Raw genomic sequence first — 18205 nt, 5'->3', positions numbered from 1 at the left:
GTGCTATGAAAATAATAGACATAAATAGTATTCCTAGAAATCCTTCAGAAAACGACAAAGCAAAGGCTAAGTCAGTATCTTTAAAGCATAGTAAACGAAAATGGTATGTCGTTGGCTTTTGTATAACCTTTCTGTCTATTGCCGCTTTGCTCGTATTTTTTTATCTAAAAGAGACAAAAAATGTAAAGGCAGAAGATGATATTTTTCAAGCAATTTATCATTTTGAAGCTGGTGATTTTGATAAGGCGCTCAAAGGCGAAGGGAGCCATAAAGGTTTTTTACAAGTCATTGAACAATACCCTTATACTACAACGGCTAATATAGCTTGTTTTTATGCGGGAATTGCCTACATGCACCAAAAGGAATATGAAACAGCCCGCTCTTTTTTAAGTAGATTTAAGGTTGAGGATTATATTTTACAAGCCCGTTCTTGGTCTGTAATTGGTGATGCCTACAGTGAACAAAAAAATTATAAACAAGCGGCTGCCTATTATATAAAGGCTGCTCGTTATAGGCCAAACAGTGTATATACGCCTGTCTATTTGGTTAAAGCAGCCAGTGCTTTTGAGGCAGATGGACAATATGAAAATGGCTATCGTTGTTACCAAGAGATTGTAGAAAAATATCCAAACTCTTCATATGGTAGTGGTTTGGCTATTAAAGAGGCTAGTCGTTTATCAGCCTTTTTATAAATAGATTAATTGCTATTGCATCTATGCAGAAACGTTGGGTGATTCAATCTTTTAAGCCATATGATAAGGTATCAGCTTTGGAGAAAGTACTCGGTACCCCTTCTGCTATTTCAACTATTTTAGTCGAAAGGGAAATAGAAACTTTTGAAGCAGCTAAACATTTTTTTCGTCCTGCTTTAGAACAGTTGTATGATCCTTTTTTAATGCAAGGCATGGAACGAGCGGTAGGCCGTTTGCATCAAGCCTTAACAAAAAAAGAAAAAATATTAATTTATGGTGATTATGATGTAGATGGTACGACAGCTGTCGCTATGGTATATGGTTTTCTTGACAGATTGCCTGGTGCAGTAGTAAGTTATTATGTCCCAGATCGTATGGTGGAAGGCTACGGGGTTTCCATGCAAGCAATAGAAAAAGCCCATCAAGATGGTATCAAACTTATCATTACCTTAGACTGTGGTATAAAAGCATATGAACCGATTGCGCTAGCGGTTGAACGCGGCATAGATGTGATGGTTTGTGACCACCATGAAGTAGGAGATGTTTTGCCACTAGCATATGAAATTTTAAATCCCAAACAACCAGGTTGTTCCTATCCTTTTAAAGAATTATCAGGTTGTGGTATAGGTTTTAAACTATTACAAGCCTTTTGTAGCCACTGTGGCTTAAACCCTGCAACTATTTATGGTTACTTAGACCTTGTAGCAGTTAGTACTGCTTGTGACATAGTCCCATTGGTAGATGAAAATAGAATTTTAGCCTATTTTGGCCTCAAACAATTGGCCACTCAACCTCGTCCGGGACTACAAGCATTAATAGAGTTGGGAGGGTTAACTACTACCATTACCATTTCTGATATTGTTTTTAAAATAGGCCCGCGGATTAATGCAGCTGGACGTATGAGCCATGCTTCTTTGGCGGTTGAGCTACTTATCGAACAAGATCTAATAAAAGCCTATCATTTAGCACAGTCTATTGATCAACAAAACTGCTTGCGCCAATCGCTTGACGATACCATTACACAAGAAGCCCTGGCCATGATAGTAAATAAAACCCATCCAAGCAAGACCAATGTGCTTTTTAAGCCAGATTGGCATAAAGGTATTATTGGCATTGTAGCTTCCCGTTGCATTGAACAATGTTATAGACCTACTGTGGTTTTAACACTTTCTGATGGTAAAGCTACTGGTTCTGCTCGTTCCATATCTGGCTATAATATTTATGAGGCTATTTCAGCCTGTAGTGGGCTTTTACATCAATATGGCGGACATGCTTTTGCGGCAGGTCTTACCATGCCACTAGACCATGTAGCTAAATTTCAGAAGCAATTTGAAGAAGTAGTATCAGAGACCATAACCGATGATTTGTTAATCCCTCAACAACCTATTCATGCCCTAATTCCTTTTCAGACCATTACTCAGAAATTTCTAAACATATTGATGCAAATGGCTCCTTTTGGTCCAGGGAATGCTACGCCCATATTTGCTAGTGAAAAAGTTTATGCGCGTAAATTTTATTTAATAAAAGGAAAACATCTTAAGTTGGAACTGTACCAAACAGATTGTTTAGTGTCCTATGAAGCTATAGGTTTTGGCTTAGGTAGTTACTTTCCACTTGTTGCAACTGGGAAGCCATTTGCTATAGCCTATACCGTAGGATACAATTATTATTTGGGTCATAAATCTTTACAACTTATAGTCAAGGATATTAAGGAAACAGTATGTATGGCTTAAACTATAATGCACTGAAAAAACCAGACAAAATTTAAGACAGCAAGGGAGAAACCTATATAAAATCAAACACAGGTGAGTAGGCCAAGTTATTTCAGCCTTAGCCTCTCTCATAACCGTACTTGATAGTCTCCCATCATACGGGCTCCCCTTATTCAGTCGTAAGAAGAAAAATACGACTTTACTTTATTCATAACGTCAGTTTTAGGATTAACATTAAATAATTTAGACGTCTCTTTTATGCTCTTTTTACATAAACGTATTCCTCTACGGGTTGCCTGCGTTGTTCTGGCATTTGAGTGTAATATTTTTCCCATAACTCATCTTTCCATTTATTTGTTGCATCATATAATATACTACAATTATACGGGACTAAACATCCCGATAGGTCAATCTGCAATTTGGTAATCAGCAAAAGGAGGTAGCTATTCAACCCATGTAGCGATTACTTTCCAATGCAGAATTTAGAGAAAATATCGCCCAGCACTTCCTCTGTCGTAATTTCTCCCGTAATTTCCCCTAGTGCCTGTAGGGCACTGTTTAGATCTACAACTAGTAACTCATTCGATCGTTTTTGCTCCAGCCCAATTATAACTGCTTCTAAGGCTTGTTTACTTTTCTGTAACCGATCAAAGTGACGTGCATTGACCACAATAGTGCCGACTCCATCGGTGGACTTTTCTGCGACCTGTTTCAAAAGTTGATCTTTAAGTGGCGCTATACCTTTACCAGTTTGGGCAGCCATCCACAAATACCCTTTAAATTGTTCTAGAGTAGTAGATGGTACAAGATCCATTTTGTTGCCAACTTTAAGCAATCGAAATCTTTCTAAACCCAAGGAAATCAGATCTTCCTCTGCTTGTCTAAAACTCGTATTAGATAAATCTACCAAGTAGAGCGCTACAAAGGCTTTGCTTAATTGTATTTTGGTCCGTTCAATGCCTATCGCTTCTATGCTATCTGAGGTTGTTTCTCGTAAACCAGCTGTATCTACAAACCTAAACCGTATACCCCCTAAGTGTAAGGTTCCCTCAATGGTATCCCGTGTAGTACCTGCTATAGGCGAAACAATGGCCCGTTCTTCTTCTAATAATCTATTCAATAATGTTGATTTGCCTACATTGGGTTTGCCAACAATCACTACGGAAACCCCCTGTTTAATTACATTCCCCATTTGAAAACTATCTATCAGCCTGTCTAAGCTTTCAATAACTGCATTAGCCATTTTTTTTAAATCTTCTCTGTCTAAAAAGGCTACGTCTTCCTCTGCAAAATCCAGTTCTAGTGCCAACATAGCTGCAAAATGGCGCAACGATTTACGCAATCCTTCTAAAGCTAAAGAAAAACCACCCCGCATTTGATGAAACGCCGTTTGATGGGATAGTGTGCTATCTGCTGCAATTAAGTCGGCTACTGCCTCTGCTTGCGCCAAGTCAAACCGACCATTTAAAAAGGCCCTTTTGGTAAATTCACCTGGCTCAGCTATGCGGACACCTTGTGCTACAAGCAGTTGTATCAGTTGTGTGACAATAAAGGGAGCGCCATGACAAGAAATTTCTACAGCATCTTCTTTGGTAAAAGAATGAGGAGCTATAAAAATCGAAACCAGTACTTCATCAATATAAGCTTCTCCCTTTTGAATGACCCCAAAATGAATGGTATGAGAAGCTTGTTGGCTCAGGTCACTCCCCCGAAATATTTGGTTGACGATGTGAATAACACCCTGTCCAGATAGCCGTACTACTGCAATCGCACTCACCCCTTGTGGTGTAGCAAGTGCTACAATAGGATCTTGGTTATGATTCATTGGTTTGTATAAATAATCTTTCTGGATATCCTACTTTCACTAATGTTAACCCCTCTGGTGGCATCAAGGCAAGTGTGGGGCGGACCCTAGGTTTCTCTCGAATCAGTTCCTTTAAGGTGACTATATCCATTTTACCAGTTGCTACTTTAAGGATCGTACCTACAATGGTTCGAACCATACCCCGTAGAAAACGATTCGCTTTGATCTGAAAAATAATTTTGTGATCCATCTGCAACCAAAAAACCTCTTTTACATTGCATACGAATGTTTTTACACCATCGGTTTTTTTACTAAAAAATTCAAAATCCGATTGTAAACAAAATAAAGCTGCAAGTTGATTTAATAAGTCAAGTGGTGGCATACGGCGTAGCCAAACCGATCGCTCCCTATAAAAAGGATCTTTTTGGGTGACAATGGTATAGGTATACCTACGGTAACATGCATCAAAACGGGCATGTGCATCCGATGTTACAGGACGAATAGCTGTAATGCTGATATCAGATGGCAGAACCCTATTAAGCCTATAGGTCAAATCAACGAGATCTATAGGTAGTATGTGGTCAAAATGGGCAACCTGTTGCAGGGCATGGACCCCTTTATCCGTTCGACTGCTGCCTGAAATAGCGATAGCTGTAGATAGTAGCTTGCCCAGTGCCGTTTCCACTACTTGTTGCACAGAGGGCCCATTTTTTTGCACTTGCCAGCCACTATACGCTTTACCAAAGTAGGATATGTATATAAAATAACGCATAGGATGCTTTGGGGTGGTCTATAAAGCTTAATCTTTTGTTAAGTTAACGGTTAAAATCTATCATAAAAGTAGGTATATATAGATTATTTATCTAACATAGTAGCCTATGATGCACTAATTTTTATGTAAATTTACGTTAATTGTAAAAAACATTGTACAGCATATTTCCGTATGCCTGTTGTCGTTTATCGGTTTAGACTTATATGTTTTAATATAGAAATCTATGCATTTAGTTCCAGAAAGCTTGCTTATTGCCGGTTCTTTTTTGCTCTTCTTGAGTATTGTCATTACCAAGCTATCTACCAGATTAGGTATTCCAGCATTGATTATTTTTTTATTGGTAGGTATGGCTGCCGGTCATGAAAAATTAGGAAATATTGATTTTCATAACCCTATAGCTGCTCAATTATTGGGTGCTGTTACCCTAAGTTTAATTCTTTTTACAGGAGGCATAGAAACCGAGTACAAGCATATACGCCCTATTCTTTGGAATGGTATATTACTGGCAACTGTAGGTATTTTAATTACTACTTTTAGTGTCGGACTATTTATTTGGGCGCTTACGCACTTTTGGGGGGGTAATATACAATTCACTTTATTAGAAGGGCTACTGATGGGTTCGATTGTTGCCTCTACAGATGCAGCTGCGGTTTTTGCGATCATTCGGGCTAAAAATATGCATCTCAAAGCCAATCTTAGTCCCATGCTGGAATTAGAATCGGGGAGTAATGATACAATGGCTTGGTTTTTAATGTTTTTATTTAAAACGTTGCTGCTTAATAAACAAGCTATTGGACCCATGCAAGCGATCGGCATCTTTATTCAAGAGATGGTCGTAGGAGGGCTAGCGGGCCTTTTAGTAGGTAAAATCATGCTGGTATTGCTCGATAACTTGCGTCTTTCCAATCGTTCGCTTTACCCAGGTTTAATGTTGGCGGTAGTTATTTTTACTTACTCAGCCACTCACTTTTTGCATGGCAATGCCTTTCTTGCGGTTTACCTGGTTGGATTAATCTTAGGCAATAAAGATTTCCCACATAAAAAAAGCATTATTCAATTTTGTCAAGGTATTTCTTGGTTGATGCAAATTATTATGTTTATTATGCTTGGGCTGTTGGTCTATCCCCATAAACTTCTACCTATAGCTGGGATTGGCCTATTGCTCTCGATATTTTTAATGTTTGTAGCGCGTCCGTTGAGTGTCTTTGTTTCATTGTTCTTTTCTAAAACATTAAATGTAAGCCACAAAATTTTTATCTCTTGGGTAGGGCTTAGAGGGGCTGTTCCTATTGTTTTTGCTACCTATCCATTGTTAGATAATATTCACCAAGCAGATATTATCTACCATATTGTCTTTTTTATTGTGCTTACTTCTATCTTATTTCAAGGCACCACCCTTTCACCCCTTGCCAAGTGGCTACAATTAGAAGCACCAACCGTGGCCAAACATGAACCTACTATTCAGTTATCCAAAGAAGTAAACAGTGAGCTAATAGAAGTAATGGTTCCCCAAGATGCTCCGGCTATTGGTAAGAAAATTGTACAGTTGAGTTTCCCAGAAAATGCATTGATTGTGCTTATCAAACGCAATGGCGTACATCTTATTCCAAGAGGTGATACCGTTATTGCTCCCTTTGACTTGCTAATGATTATGGCAGAAAACCATCAAGCCATTCATACCATCAAGGAACAATTCGGTATAATAGATTAGTGAATGGGTAACCATAATGATCTACCATGCCAGTAGCATCGTTTTTTTTACCTATATCCCTAAAGTAAACAATACATATGTGTCAAGAATACGATCTTATCGTCATCGGAAGTGGTCCAGGTGGCTATGTTGCTGCTATTAGAGCGGCTCAGTTGGGCATGCAGGTCGCAGTTATAGAACAAGAAGCCCTTGGTGGCGTTTGTTTAAATTGGGGTTGTATTCCTACAAAAGCATTATTAAAAAGTGCACAAGTATTTGATTATTGTAACCATGCTGCCGCTTATGGTATTGAAGTAATAAAAGCAAGACCCAGTTTTCAATCTATTATAGAACGTAGTCGGGATGTGTCAGCTACTATGTCTAAGGGCATCCAGCATCTTTTTAAAAAGAATAAAATTACCATTTTAGAAGGGCGTGGTAAGTTACTTCCTGCTGGTACTGTTTCTGTTACCACACCAACAGCTGTTACCCATCTTTACCGTGCGCCACATATTATCTTAGCAACTGGTGCAAGGAGCCGTCAGTTGCCCCATTTGTCTATCGATGGATCGCATATCATAGGTTATAGAGAGGCACTTTCCCGTACGAGTCAACCCGACTCTATAGTGATTGTAGGAGGAGGAGCCATTGGATGTGAATTTGCCTACTTTTACCATACCATAGGTACAAAGGTTACTTTGGTTGAGTATAACCCCTGTTTGTTGCCATTGGAAGACGAAGATGTATCCAAACAGATCTTAAAATCTTTTACAAAAAAAGGGATACAGGTCTATACAGCTGCAGAAGTTACCAAAGTAGATCGCTTAAAAAGCACTTGTATCGTACATATTACTTCCCAATCAGGTGATGTACAGATTGAAAGTGACCTGGTTTTTTCTGCTATTGGCGTGCAACCGAATATAGAAAATATAGGTTTAGAGGAAAACGGAATACTGATGGAGGCAGGTAAAATTGCGGTCGATGGCTATTATAAAACCAGTTGCAATGGTGTCTATGCGATTGGAGATCTTGTCAAAGGGGCTGCATTGGCCCATGTAGCATCAGCAGAAGGTATCGTCTGTGTAGAAAAAATAGCAGGACTTACACCTGACCCGTTGGATTACAATAATCTACCCTCTTGTATCTATACACAACCTGAGGTAGCTGCTGTAGGTTATACAGAAAAATTTGCAAAAGAAGCTGGTTATAAGGTTAAAGTAGGTGTTTTCCCATTTTCTGCTTCTGGAAAAGCACAGGCAGCCGGTCTACCAGAAGGGTTTGTAAAGGTAATTTTTGATGCCCAGTATGGGGAATGGCTTGGGGCGCATATGGTAGGTGCGCATGTGACAGAAATGATCGCAGAGGTAGTTGTGGCACGTAAACTAGAAACAACTGCACATGAAATTCAAAATAGTACCCATCCACATCCGACTATGTCAGAAGCCATTGTGGAAGCAGTTTCTGCTGCTTATGGAGCAGCCATACACCTTTAGTGTGCAGTATATATATTTGGGGTTGCGGTTGCTATTCAAAAAAATTGTTGCACTATTTAAATATCCTGTATATTTGATGGTATCTAGCTTTGGAATAAAATGAGATGTTAAATAGTGTAGATATAATAAATGGTGTAGATATAAAAAGCGCAATATGCATTTGCATACTGCTTGGTTAATTTAGGCTATAAAAAAATTGCGTTTAGTATGGACAAAACAGCATCGTTACAAAGTAATCTAGAAGATGGTATTTTAACCATTACCCTTAAATCCGATTCAAAAGCCTTTACTTTAACAGATAAAAGACTTATTGAATTGCGTCATCTTATTCAAGAAGTCTATGATAATGAATCCATAGACGGTGTTATTATTACTGGAGAAGGAGAAGAAATCTTTTCTCTCGGCACAGAGGTTTCTGAATTGCTGAAGTTAAATGAGTTGAATGCAAGAAAATTTGCAGAAAATGGTCAAGAAGTATTGGCTTTTATAGAAGATTGTCCTAAGCCTATTTTGGCTGCTATTAATGGTTATGCTTTAGGGTCCGGCTTTGAGCTTGCATTGGCTTGCCATTTTCGATTTGCTTCTGAGAATGCTATCTTTGCTTTTTCAGAAATTGCTTACGGGGTTATTCCTGGATTTGGAGGTACGCAACGGTTGACTCAATTGCTTGGTAAGACACAGGCATTAGAATACCTAATGACTGGTAAGCGTATTGATGCCAAAGATGCAGAACGAATGGGATTGGTCAGTGAAGTGGTAAGTTATAAAGAAGAAATGCTTAAAAAAGCTAAAAAGTGGCTTACCTCTATTGTAAATAATGCAGACTTGGCATTGGGTATGTTGGTAACTTGTGTCAATGCAGCTGAAAACCCAGATGAAAATGGTTTTCAAACAGAAGCAAATGGTTTTGCCAATTGCTTTAAAGCGGTAGATATCAAAGATAAATTGATGAAAATTTTGGATAAAAAAGCGCTACTAGAAATCAAATAATGAAATAACTATTAGATAGGGGGGGCATTTGGAAGGGGGCAACCATTGGTATTTATCTATTTGGGAGGTTCTAAAATAGAAGTTCCTTTTGCAACCCTCCCGGTAAACGTTGATGCGCTTACTATTTCAAATATTTTGGAAATCATGCATTATATATGTATATTTGCAAATTGGTAAAACCAGTTATATTTCTAATTGCATATAGTAGTTATAGTAGTTCAATCACCTAAATAGTATAAATAATATATATATATAGTATGATAATCAGCAACCGTTTACATAGACTATTGATAGTAAGTATTTTCTTCTTTCCTGTATTGTGGTTGGGTGGATGCAGTGCTGATAAAGCTAGATTAGGTTCCTGCTCAGGACAAGAAGCTATCGCAACAAGCCAGCCACAAGCACAACAAGCGGATTCTGGGTCTAAAAAGTTTATTGATTGGGCTGGTTGTTTTGGAAAAAAGACTGGGTATCTTTTTGGAGGTATACTTGGAGGAATGGCTGGTGCTTGTGTAGATGGTGCGTTGGTGTATTTTAGTAATACAGACCCTGGGACCGTTAAAATGAGTACTACCTATAAATCAGCTTCTGGGGGTAGTTGGCTTTTTGGTACGGGCTGTAATTATGCTTGTACTGCTGTTGCTACTGGCCTAGTATGGCTTACGCCTTATGTGGTTAAGTCTACGAAATGGCTTGCTAATAACAGTTATACTGGTATAATATACACTGGTTCTTCCATTTATGATTATTACACTCAGGCGGATGATATTTCAAATGATAATAGCAATAATCGGGAACCAAATATTTTTACTTATGAAGACCATATTGGAGATGACCCAGAGCCTTTTACTGTGTTAGAATACAAAGATCATGATTCAGATCATGATTCAGATTATGGGTCTGGTGATGAGTCTGGTGATGATGTATATTTTGATGCTAATGAATAGCCTGAAACATAAAGTATAACAGAAGAGCTCTCTTTAAGAATTGGGTACAATGCTTCTATGGCTTATGCTAGTCCTCAAAAAACTAGCATAAGTTGGTTCTTTTATAAGGTTTAGTCCTCTTCTAAAAATCTTTTCTTCCAAAAAAAATTGCACAGAGCTTGATCTTTTAGACCTCTTTTATCAACAAAGAAGTTTTCGATAAATGCTTTATTCCATTAAAGTTAGGGCATAAAACTACTTATACTATAGGTAAATCATACCAATCCTTATATTTTTTTTGTAACTTTAGAGACTGTAAGGCAAATCTAGATACCTAGACCATTGCACTTATGTAGAAGTCGTATATTATTTCATTTTTTTAACCAGCTAAAATAGCACCATCCAAATAGTGTCGTGCCATTTTTAAGTAACATAAAGTCAATACCTCGCCCTTATGCATGCAACAGAAGGAGTTTTCAACTGGGATCAATATGAGAATCCTAATAAAAAGTTAGGCAGCGTATATACAGATCAACAAAGAGAAGATATGGCTGCCCTATATGGAGCTACCTTAAGCGCTATTAGTCAATATGAAGTAGTAAAAGGATCGGTTATAAGCATTACCCATAAAGATGTTATTGTTGGAGTTGGATACAAATCAGACGGTTTAATAGCTGCTTCTGAGTTTAGAGATCTTCCGGAATTAAAACCAGGTGATGAAGTTGAGGTATATATAGAAGAAACAGAAAATAGCAAAGGTCAACTAGTACTTTCTCGTAAAAAAGCAAAATTGGTAAGAGCCTGGGAAAAAATTCAACATGCATTGGAACATGGAGAAGTTTTAGAAGGGCTGGTTAAGCGCAGGACTAAAGGAGGGTTAATTGTAGAAGTTTGCGATATTGAAACTTTTTTGCCTGGTTCACAAATTGATATTAGGCCTGTATTAGACTTTGATGTTTTTGTGGGTAAAACCATTGATGTAGTCGTTATTAAAATTAACCATACCAATGATAATGTAGTAGTTTCTCATAAAGCACTAACTGAAAAAAAGTTAGAAGGACAGAAACTTGAAATCATTAGCAACCTTGAGAAGGGGCAAATTCTAGAAGGCTATGTTAAAAACATAACTAAATTTGGAGCTTTTATTGACTTAGGAGGCGTCGATGGCTTGCTCCATAAGCTAGATATGGCTTGGAGCAGAGTCAATCATCCAGAAGAGCTGTTCACGCTTGGTCAAAAAGTGCGTGTAGTAGTTATTGGATTTAATGAAGATAAAAAACGTATTTCTTTGGGTATGAAGCAACTTCAAGAGCATCCATGGGACCTCCTTCCAGAAATGTTAGAAGTAGGATCTACTATTAAAGGTACCATAACCAATATTGCCGATTATGGTCTTTTTATAGAGTTGATGCCAGGTATTGAAGGCTTTGTCTATGTTTTAGATATATCATGGTCGCAATACTTGCGTGATATCAACGAACATTATAAGATAGGTGATACCATTGAGACTTGTATATTGTCATTAGATCGAAAAAATTATAAAATAGCTTTAGGCATCAAACAACTGACTGGTGATCCCTGGGAACACGATAGATTCTTATCTACCTATGCAGTAGGCGCTACCCATGAAGGAGTCGTCCGAAACCTGACCCATTTTGGGGCTTTTATAGAACTGGAGCCGGGTATTGAAGGCCTTTTGCATGTTTCTCGTCTTTCTGAGACCAAGCGGGTTGCACATCCTTCTGACGTCTTGAAGTTAGGAGAAAAATTAGAAGTGGTTGTGTTGGGTATTAGTCGGGAAAATAGACGCCTTTCACTTGGCTTAAAACAAGAAACGCCATGGGATATGTGTGAAAAAATCTTTCAAATAGGTACTTTACATAAAGGAACTATTCTAAAAAAGATTCCAGGTCGTGGCGCTATTGTTGAGTTGGTCCATGGTATAGAAGGGCAGGTAGGACAGCAGCATTTTATTAAAGCAGATGGTCAAGAGCCAGAAGTTGGGGAAGAGTTGGATTTTCAAGTAATAAAATGTGCTAAAGCGGATAAAAAAATAATTTTATCGCATCAGATTCTTTTTAATCCAGAAGTAGATGCCAAAGTTGAGAGTAAAACAAGGGGGGAGGCAAAAGAAAAAATAGAGAAAGCACCGTCTACTAGAGGGTTTGAAGCTTTTGCCAACTTGAAAGAAAAGTTAAAGCAGCATACAAAAAAGGAAAGTAAAGAATAGCTGCTTTTGGGTCGCGTGGCCGAGTGGTTAGGCAGAGGTCTGCAAAACCTCGTACGGTGGTTCAAGTCCACTCGCGACCTCTAGTCATTTTTACATAGATGAAGCTAGCTACATATAGGTATTTATGCTTATTGGTAGTTTCCTTTTTTTTGCCTAGGTGGCGGAATTGGTAGACGCGTTGGTCTCAAAAACCAATGATAGCAATATCATGCCGGTTCGATTCCGGCCCTAGGTACCATTAATGCTATATTAAGCTATTTCATCTAAGTCATAATGATTGGCTTGTTTTATAGGTTTTACAAAATTAGGACATTTCTTTTTCTATAGTTGGTGATACAAGTTTATAAAATTGTAACTTTAGAGCGAAGTTATAAGCTTTACTTAACCTGCGCCATCGGTCAAAATGCACTTATCCTGGTATTGGTTTATGTAAAAAACTTTTGATTGTACAGCATGATAAAAAGAAATGAAATACTTTACCTAAATAATTGGAACCTGCATCAACTTGCAAAGGCAGTCTCTAAAAAATCAAACGATATCAAAGAGATCTCTTCAGTGTTGCAGGAGGCCTGTTCATGGTTAACCTCTGCAGAAGGAGCGCAAGGTTCAAAAGTATGTCAGTATCTTCTGAGGGAATGTATTCGGGTAGCTATTATTGCGGTTACTGAACTTTCTTTAAATTTAGCTGCTGTTGTTGCTGTAATCTTAGCACCACTTTTTTTAAAAGGATTGGTGCGGAAAAAAGCTATTCAAAACTATTTTGGTTTAGAAACAGCTGCCATATTAGTACAGTTGCGTAGTGTATATCATGGTAAATTTCGCTCTAATACCATTCTTAGCGGTCTAAGTAATCCTGATGTAACACTTCCACGTGTTGTCGCAATTTTATTACAAATTGCTGATATTATTCGGATAAACAGTACTGGCATATTGTTAGAAAGCGTGCATCTACCATTGATTTACTATTCTGGTACTAAGCTCTTACTTGACTTAAAGCGTTTGTATATCCCACTTTCGCATAGAATGCGGTTATATAATATCCAAGCTAAATTGGCCGATTTTTGGTTGAAGCATACCTATACGTTGAGTTATTATTCCATTACGGCTAAGTTAGGTATGACCAAGTTGCAAAGGCAGCAAAAATTAAATCTTATTTCTGAGGAGGTCTATTCCGCTGTTCACGCACATGGCATTGATTTTATATTAAAAAAACGTATTAAATCTGTTTATTCTATTTGGCATAAGATTGAGAGATTAAAGGTAAACTTTGATCAAATACATGATCTTGCTGCTGTTAGAATTATTTTAACAGGTATGGATGGTAAAACGCTTCAGGAAGAAAAAATAGCTTGTTGGAAAGTGCTTACTATTCTCAGTGATCTTTATAAGCCAATCTGTAGTATTATGAGAGACTGGATTAGTATACCAAGAGATAGTAGCTATGAATCGCTCCATCTTACCTTTGAAACTTGTAAATATGGCCGATTAGAGGTACAAATACGTACAGAGCGCATGGATCATATTGCAGAACATGGTGAGGCAGCACATTGGAAATACAAATATTTAGATTAGGCCTTACGGGTCTATAGCCCAATATTTTTTCTTTTTTTCTTGTCTACTCAGATGGGTATAAAAAAGCTTCTATCTAGCTTAATTTTTCTTGATCAACAAGCTATCTAAATAGGTAGGTTGTATTGCTTCTATTTCTATAAAATTCTATAAAAAATAAAGCGTTATTCAGTCATTAGCTATGCAACGATTATCCCTTGTTTATGTTTTTATAAAACATGCAAGTCTATTGACTGGCTTTTGGATCTTATCCATCAGCGGGTCATCTAGTTATGCTCGCTTAGTAATACATGAGGCACCAGTGGCTAATCAGCCATCTACTGTGAACAGACCACTTATATGGGCCATTCAAGAGAACAATGTACAAAAAATTACTGCCTTACTGATTGATAAAAAAAATATCAATAATCAAGATTTTTTAGGATATAGTCCATTGCATTATGCGGCTAAATATGCCAAAGCAGCAGTGGTTGCATGCTTGCTTGAAGCCAAACCTTTATTAAATCAAGTAAGTGCTAGAAATGGCCATACACCTTTGTTACTGGCCATTGAAAGGGGACATAAAAAAATTGTGTCGTTTTTGCTAGCAGCTGGTGCAGATCCAAATATTTTAAATCATAAAGGATGCCATCCATTACAATTGGCTATTCAACAAAACAGAAAGGACCTTGTGCAATTATTATTGCAAGCAGGTGCTATTTGTAACGTTACACCTAGCCCTTTATTGTTGGCCATTAAGAGACAAAGTCTGCCCATCATTCGACTGTTGTTGGAGCAAAAACAAATTGTTGAAACACAGGATAAGAATGGATATACCGCCTTGCATTGGGCAGCTAAACAAAATAGCGTAGCTATTTTTCAAGCTCTATTAAGGTCTGGTCGTTTTAACATCAATGCTAAAGCAGCTAATGGTGCCACACCGTTGCATCTTATAGTTGCCAATACAAAAAGTAAGTTGTTAAAAACTTTGCGCCATGCGCCTTTGTTGGAAGTAAATATACAAGATCGTACAGGCAGTACACCCTTACATTATGCAGTTGTTACGAATCAACTAGAAGCTGTGAATGGTTTATTGCGTTATCCTGGGTTGGATGTAAATGTACCCAACCATCTAGGTCAAACTCCTTTACATTATGCCGTTCAATGCCGATATACCGCTATGGTAAAAAAACTATTGGTACATGTGGGTAATGGTCTATCTATACAAAACAAAGCAGGCATTACCCCATTAGAACTTGCCATGCATCAAAATAATACTAAAATTTATAAATTAATGTTAGCCTATATAGAAGTCTTTTAGGTATAGAGTAATCCTTCTACTGCAGGGGTAGTTTATAAAAATTTCTTCCCTATCTTGTAAGGGGGCTATACATATTTATACAGTTCCGATGATCAAACAAGATTCAATTATTTTTTCACTCATAGCAAAAGAAAAAATACGTCAAGAAGAAGGGTTAGAATTAATCGCTTCTGAGAACTTTGTTTCTCCCCAGGTAGCAGCTGCGACAGGCAGTATTTTAACCAATAAATATGCAGAAGGGCTTCCAGGTAAGCGCTATTATGGGGGGTGTCATATTGTGGATGCAGTAGAGTCTTTAGCCATTGACCGGGCTAAGGCATTATTTAACGTAGATTGGGTAAATGTCCAGCCTCATTCTGGTTCACAGGCCAATGCAGCCTTGATGATGGCCATTTTAAAGCCTGGGGATAAAATACTGGGATTTGATCTGGCTCATGGTGGTCACTTAACGCATGGCGCTCCTGTAAATTTTTCTGGAAAGTTATATCAATCCTTTTTTTATGGTGTCAACCAAGCAACAGGATTTATTGAATGGGAGGAAGTAGCACAAAAAGCAAGAGTCGTACAGCCCGCTATGATCATTTGTGGTGCTTCAGCTTATAGCCGTGATTGGGACTATGTACGGCTACGGGCCATTGCAGATGAAATAGGCGCATTTTTATGGGCAGATATTGCCCATCCTGCTGGTCTTATTAGTCAGGGGTTACTCAATAATCCTTTTCCTTATTGTCATTTTGTGACAACTACCACACATAAAACGTTACGAGGCCCTAGAGGAGGTATGATACTCATGGGAAAAGATTTTGAAAATCCTTTTGGCAAAACCAATTCCAAAGGGATACTTCAAAATATGTCTGCTTTAATAGATGCTGCTGTTTTCCCTGGTACACAAGGTGGACCACTGATGCATAGTATAGCTGCTAAGGCTATTGCTTGTTACGAAGCGATGACCACCGACTATAAAGCTTATGCCATACAAGTACAGCGCAATGCTAGAGCTATGGCAGAAGAGTTGATGGATAGAGGTTACAAAATTATATCTGAAGGAACAGACAACCACTTATTATTGCTGGATCTATCTAGTAAAAATATTACGGGTAAAAAAGCGGAAGCAGCCTTACAAAAGGCAGATATTACCACTAATAAAAATTTGATTCCTTTTGACCGTACGAAGCCACAAGTTACCTCAGGTATCCGCTTAGGAACGGCTGCTATAACGACTAGGGGGTTGGTGGAAGCTGATATAGTACGGGTAGTGGAATGGATCGATCGTGTTCTTAATAATTTTGATAATGAGTCTAAAATAAGAAAAATAAAGGAAGAAGTTAATAAATATATGTGTCATTTCCCTTTAACAAAGGTAGCTCATTGGCGCTAGAGTTGTACCTATCGGGTTGAACATCCTGTCAGCAATTTGCTGTTTGATTGTATGGATTTTAATTATTTACTCCTATTTTTCTTTTTTCCTTAAAAAGGAGTTCTTTAATCTTGCCAACAAATAGAAAATCTTCTAGCTCCACTAGATTCGTATGTAAAATATCCTTAGAACAGCCCTCCCACAATTTTTTACCTTGGTGCAAGAATAAGACAAAATCGCCCAGAGATAAAATAGTATTCATATCGTGGGTTACTACTACCGTAGTCATATTGTAGGTATAGGTTACTTCAGCAATTAGTTCATCTATTTTAAGTGCCGTTTGGGGGTCTAGTCCTGAGTTAGGCTCATCACAAAATAAGTATTTAGGATGGTTCACAATGGCTCTAGCAATCCCTGCCCGTTTTTTCATACCACCACTTAGTTCATTAGGCATCTTGTGGGCTACATCTGGAAGGCCTACCTGTGAGAGACATTCATGGACACGCTCTTTCTTTTCTGCTGTACCCATATTGGTCAGTACATCTAATGGAAAACGGATATTTTCTTCTATGTTTTTAGAATCAAACAAAGCCCCTCCTTGGAAGAGCATACCCACTTTTTTTCTTATTTCGGTTTGTAGTAGCTTATCGCCATAGACTAGGTCACGTCCATCAAAAAGCGAAAAGCCGTCATCCGGTAGAATCAAACCAAGTAAACATTTGACCAAAAGACTTTTTCCAGTTCCACTGGAACCGATTACTAAACTGATCTGTCCCGTTTTAAATAGCCCACTGAGCTTATTTAAGACGATTTTACCATTAAAAGATTTAGAAATATTTTCAAAGGAAATCATAAAAGTGCAGCCGTTTAGATGCGATGACTGAGTAAAACATAGACTAAAAATAAATCTGCGATTAAAATCGCAATACCACTATTGGTAACAGCATGTGTACTGGATTTTCCTACATCTAATGATCCACCTTTTGTAATAAATCCTTTATAACAAGCAATGGAAGAGATAAGAAAGCCATAAACCAAAGATTTATAAATTGCTACATGAACATCATATGCATCAAATGTATTTCTTAATCCATTGATATAGGCTTCAGGAGGGATCGAAGTAAGCCATTTACAAGCAAGAAACCCACCATATATAGAAAGAAACATAGCAATAATAACCAGAAATGGATACATTAAAACTGTAGCAATAATTTTTGGTAAAACCAAATAATTATTCGCGTTTACACCCATAATCTCCAATGCATCTATCTGCTCACTAATCCGCATAGTGCCCAGCTCGCTGGCCATACTAGAACCTATTTTGCCTGTAAAAACAATACCAATTACCGTTGGCCCTAATTCAGAAATGGTCATATTGCGTACCGCAATACCTATAAAGTCTTTTGTAATAAATGGATTGTTTAATTGAGAGGCAAGCTGGATACAGGTCGCTCCACCCATAAAAATAGAAATAATACAAACGATAAAAAGAGAATCCACCCCTACTTGAATACATTCCTTGGAAACCCGAGACAAAAACATTCGATATGGAATAGGGTTGCCAAACATTGCACGTAAAAAAAGTAGATATGCGTTAAATGCTTTTACCATAGCTTAAAAATCTGTACAATCAACTAAATATTACTCCAGGGAAAGTAATTAAAAAATAG

Annotated in this window: 14 protein-coding genes and 2 tRNA genes; 12 read left to right on the top strand and 4 right to left on the bottom strand. The window is 37.8% G+C overall.

Going from position 1 to position 18205, the window contains the following annotated elements; translation table 11 throughout:
• Positions 1-5: 5 nt before the first annotated feature.
• Both ACRRVD_RS01775 and recJ read left to right on the top strand, forming a co-directional pair.
• Positions 6-692 (top strand): tetratricopeptide repeat protein, encoded by a 687-nt coding sequence (locus ACRRVD_RS01775; protein ID WP_432461455.1) that lies wholly within the window; start codon positions 6-8, stop codon positions 690-692.
• 23 nt (positions 693-715) lie between these two features.
• Complete coding sequence (gene recJ, locus ACRRVD_RS01770; protein WP_432461454.1) at positions 716-2425, top strand: single-stranded-DNA-specific exonuclease RecJ; 1710 nt, start codon at positions 716-718, stop codon at positions 2423-2425.
• Between the two features lie 442 nt (positions 2426-2867).
• On the opposite strand, the gene mnmE is transcribed toward recJ, so the two are convergent.
• Positions 2868-4229, bottom strand: coding sequence for a tRNA uridine-5-carboxymethylaminomethyl(34) synthesis GTPase MnmE (gene mnmE / locus ACRRVD_RS01765; protein ID WP_432461453.1), 1362 nt, complete (start codon positions 4227-4229; stop codon positions 2868-2870).
• A complete protein-coding gene (truA, locus tag ACRRVD_RS01760; RefSeq protein WP_432461452.1) occupies positions 4219-4980 on the bottom strand; it encodes a tRNA pseudouridine(38-40) synthase TruA in 762 nt (253 codons plus the stop codon). Before truA ends, mnmE begins: the two co-directional genes overlap by 11 nt.
• Positions 4981-5203: 223 nt before the next feature.
• Here truA and ACRRVD_RS01755 point away from each other — a divergent pair, with 223 nt between their 5' ends.
• The 10 genes from ACRRVD_RS01755 (at position 5204) to glyA (ending at position 16556) form a co-directional block, all read left to right on the top strand.
• Positions 5204-6691 carry a potassium/proton antiporter gene (locus ACRRVD_RS01755; RefSeq protein ID WP_432461451.1) on the top strand — a complete coding sequence of 496 codons (1488 nt, stop codon included), beginning with the start codon at positions 5204-5206 and terminating at the stop codon, positions 6689-6691.
• A 77-nt stretch (positions 6692-6768) separates the two neighbouring features.
• On the top strand, positions 6769-8163 hold the full coding sequence (gene lpdA, locus ACRRVD_RS01750; protein ID WP_432461450.1) for a dihydrolipoyl dehydrogenase: 1395 nt from the start codon (positions 6769-6771) through the stop codon (positions 8161-8163).
• Between the two features lie 207 nt (positions 8164-8370).
• Entirely contained in the window at positions 8371-9153 is a 783-nt protein-coding gene (locus ACRRVD_RS01745; protein WP_432461449.1) for an enoyl-CoA hydratase/isomerase family protein, read from the top strand.
• A gap of 257 nt (positions 9154-9410) precedes the next feature.
• Complete coding sequence (locus ACRRVD_RS01740) at positions 9411-10100, top strand: hypothetical protein (RefSeq protein ID WP_432461448.1); 690 nt, start codon at positions 9411-9413, stop codon at positions 10098-10100.
• Positions 10101-10533: 433 nt separating this feature from the next.
• On the top strand, positions 10534-12309 hold the full coding sequence (locus tag ACRRVD_RS01735) for a 30S ribosomal protein S1 (RefSeq protein ID WP_432461447.1): 1776 nt from the start codon (positions 10534-10536) through the stop codon (positions 12307-12309).
• A gap of 9 nt (positions 12310-12318) precedes the next feature.
• A tRNA-Cys gene (locus ACRRVD_RS01730) sits at positions 12319-12389 on the top strand.
• Positions 12390-12460: 71 nt separating this feature from the next.
• Positions 12461-12547: transfer RNA gene (locus tag ACRRVD_RS01725), tRNA-Leu, on the top strand.
• A 215-nt stretch (positions 12548-12762) separates the two neighbouring features.
• Positions 12763-13881 (top strand): HD domain-containing protein, encoded by a 1119-nt coding sequence (locus ACRRVD_RS01720; protein WP_432461446.1) that lies wholly within the window; start codon positions 12763-12765, stop codon positions 13879-13881.
• Between the two features lie 178 nt (positions 13882-14059).
• Entirely contained in the window at positions 14060-15178 is a 1119-nt protein-coding gene (locus ACRRVD_RS01715; RefSeq protein WP_432461445.1) for an ankyrin repeat domain-containing protein, read from the top strand.
• Between the two features lie 88 nt (positions 15179-15266).
• A complete protein-coding gene (glyA, locus tag ACRRVD_RS01710; protein ID WP_432461444.1) occupies positions 15267-16556 on the top strand; it encodes a serine hydroxymethyltransferase in 1290 nt (429 codons plus the stop codon).
• 58 nt (positions 16557-16614) lie between these two features.
• Here glyA and ACRRVD_RS01705 read toward each other — a convergent pair whose 3' ends face one another.
• Positions 16615-17388, bottom strand: a complete 774-nt coding sequence (locus ACRRVD_RS01705; protein ID WP_432461443.1) for an ABC transporter ATP-binding protein — start codon at positions 17386-17388, stop codon at positions 16615-16617.
• Between the two features lie 14 nt (positions 17389-17402).
• Complete coding sequence (locus ACRRVD_RS01700; protein ID WP_432461442.1) at positions 17403-18146, bottom strand: MlaE family ABC transporter permease; 744 nt, start codon at positions 18144-18146, stop codon at positions 17403-17405.
• Positions 18147-18205 lie beyond the last annotated feature (59 nt).

Origin of the sequence: Candidatus Cardinium hertigii (assembly GCF_050864915.1) — a bacterium.
Classification (GTDB): Bacteria; Bacteroidota; Bacteroidia; order Cytophagales; family Amoebophilaceae; genus Cardinium; species Cardinium hertigii_D.
The sequence above is the reverse complement of the archived record's forward strand: the minus strand, read 5'-3'. Positions and strand labels throughout refer to the sequence as shown.

Coding starts and splice junctions, on each gene's coding strand:
- recJ (WP_432461454.1), top strand. CDS start 716: ATGCAGAAACGTTGGGTGATTCAATCTTTTAAGCCATATGATAAGGTA.
- truA (WP_432461452.1), bottom strand. CDS start 4,980: ATGCGTTATTTTATATACATATCCTACTTTGGTAAAGCGTATAGTGGC.
- ACRRVD_RS01700 (WP_432461442.1), bottom strand. CDS start 18,146: ATGGTAAAAGCATTTAACGCATATCTACTTTTTTTACGTGCAATGTTT.
- ACRRVD_RS01705 (WP_432461443.1), bottom strand. CDS start 17,388: ATGATTTCCTTTGAAAATATTTCTAAATCTTTTAATGGTAAAATCGTC.
- ACRRVD_RS01775 (WP_432461455.1), top strand. CDS start 6: ATGAAAATAATAGACATAAATAGTATTCCTAGAAATCCTTCAGAAAAC.
- ACRRVD_RS01740 (WP_432461448.1), top strand. CDS start 9,411: ATGATAATCAGCAACCGTTTACATAGACTATTGATAGTAAGTATTTTC.
- mnmE (WP_432461453.1), bottom strand. CDS start 4,229: ATGAATCATAACCAAGATCCTATTGTAGCACTTGCTACACCACAAGGG.
- ACRRVD_RS01735 (WP_432461447.1), top strand. CDS start 10,534: ATGCATGCAACAGAAGGAGTTTTCAACTGGGATCAATATGAGAATCCT.
- ACRRVD_RS01715 (WP_432461445.1), top strand. CDS start 14,060: ATGCAACGATTATCCCTTGTTTATGTTTTTATAAAACATGCAAGTCTA.
- ACRRVD_RS01745 (WP_432461449.1), top strand. CDS start 8,371: ATGGACAAAACAGCATCGTTACAAAGTAATCTAGAAGATGGTATTTTA.
- glyA (WP_432461444.1), top strand. CDS start 15,267: ATGATCAAACAAGATTCAATTATTTTTTCACTCATAGCAAAAGAAAAA.
- ACRRVD_RS01755 (WP_432461451.1), top strand. CDS start 5,204: ATGCATTTAGTTCCAGAAAGCTTGCTTATTGCCGGTTCTTTTTTGCTC.
- ACRRVD_RS01720 (WP_432461446.1), top strand. CDS start 12,763: ATGATAAAAAGAAATGAAATACTTTACCTAAATAATTGGAACCTGCAT.
- lpdA (WP_432461450.1), top strand. CDS start 6,769: ATGTGTCAAGAATACGATCTTATCGTCATCGGAAGTGGTCCAGGTGGC.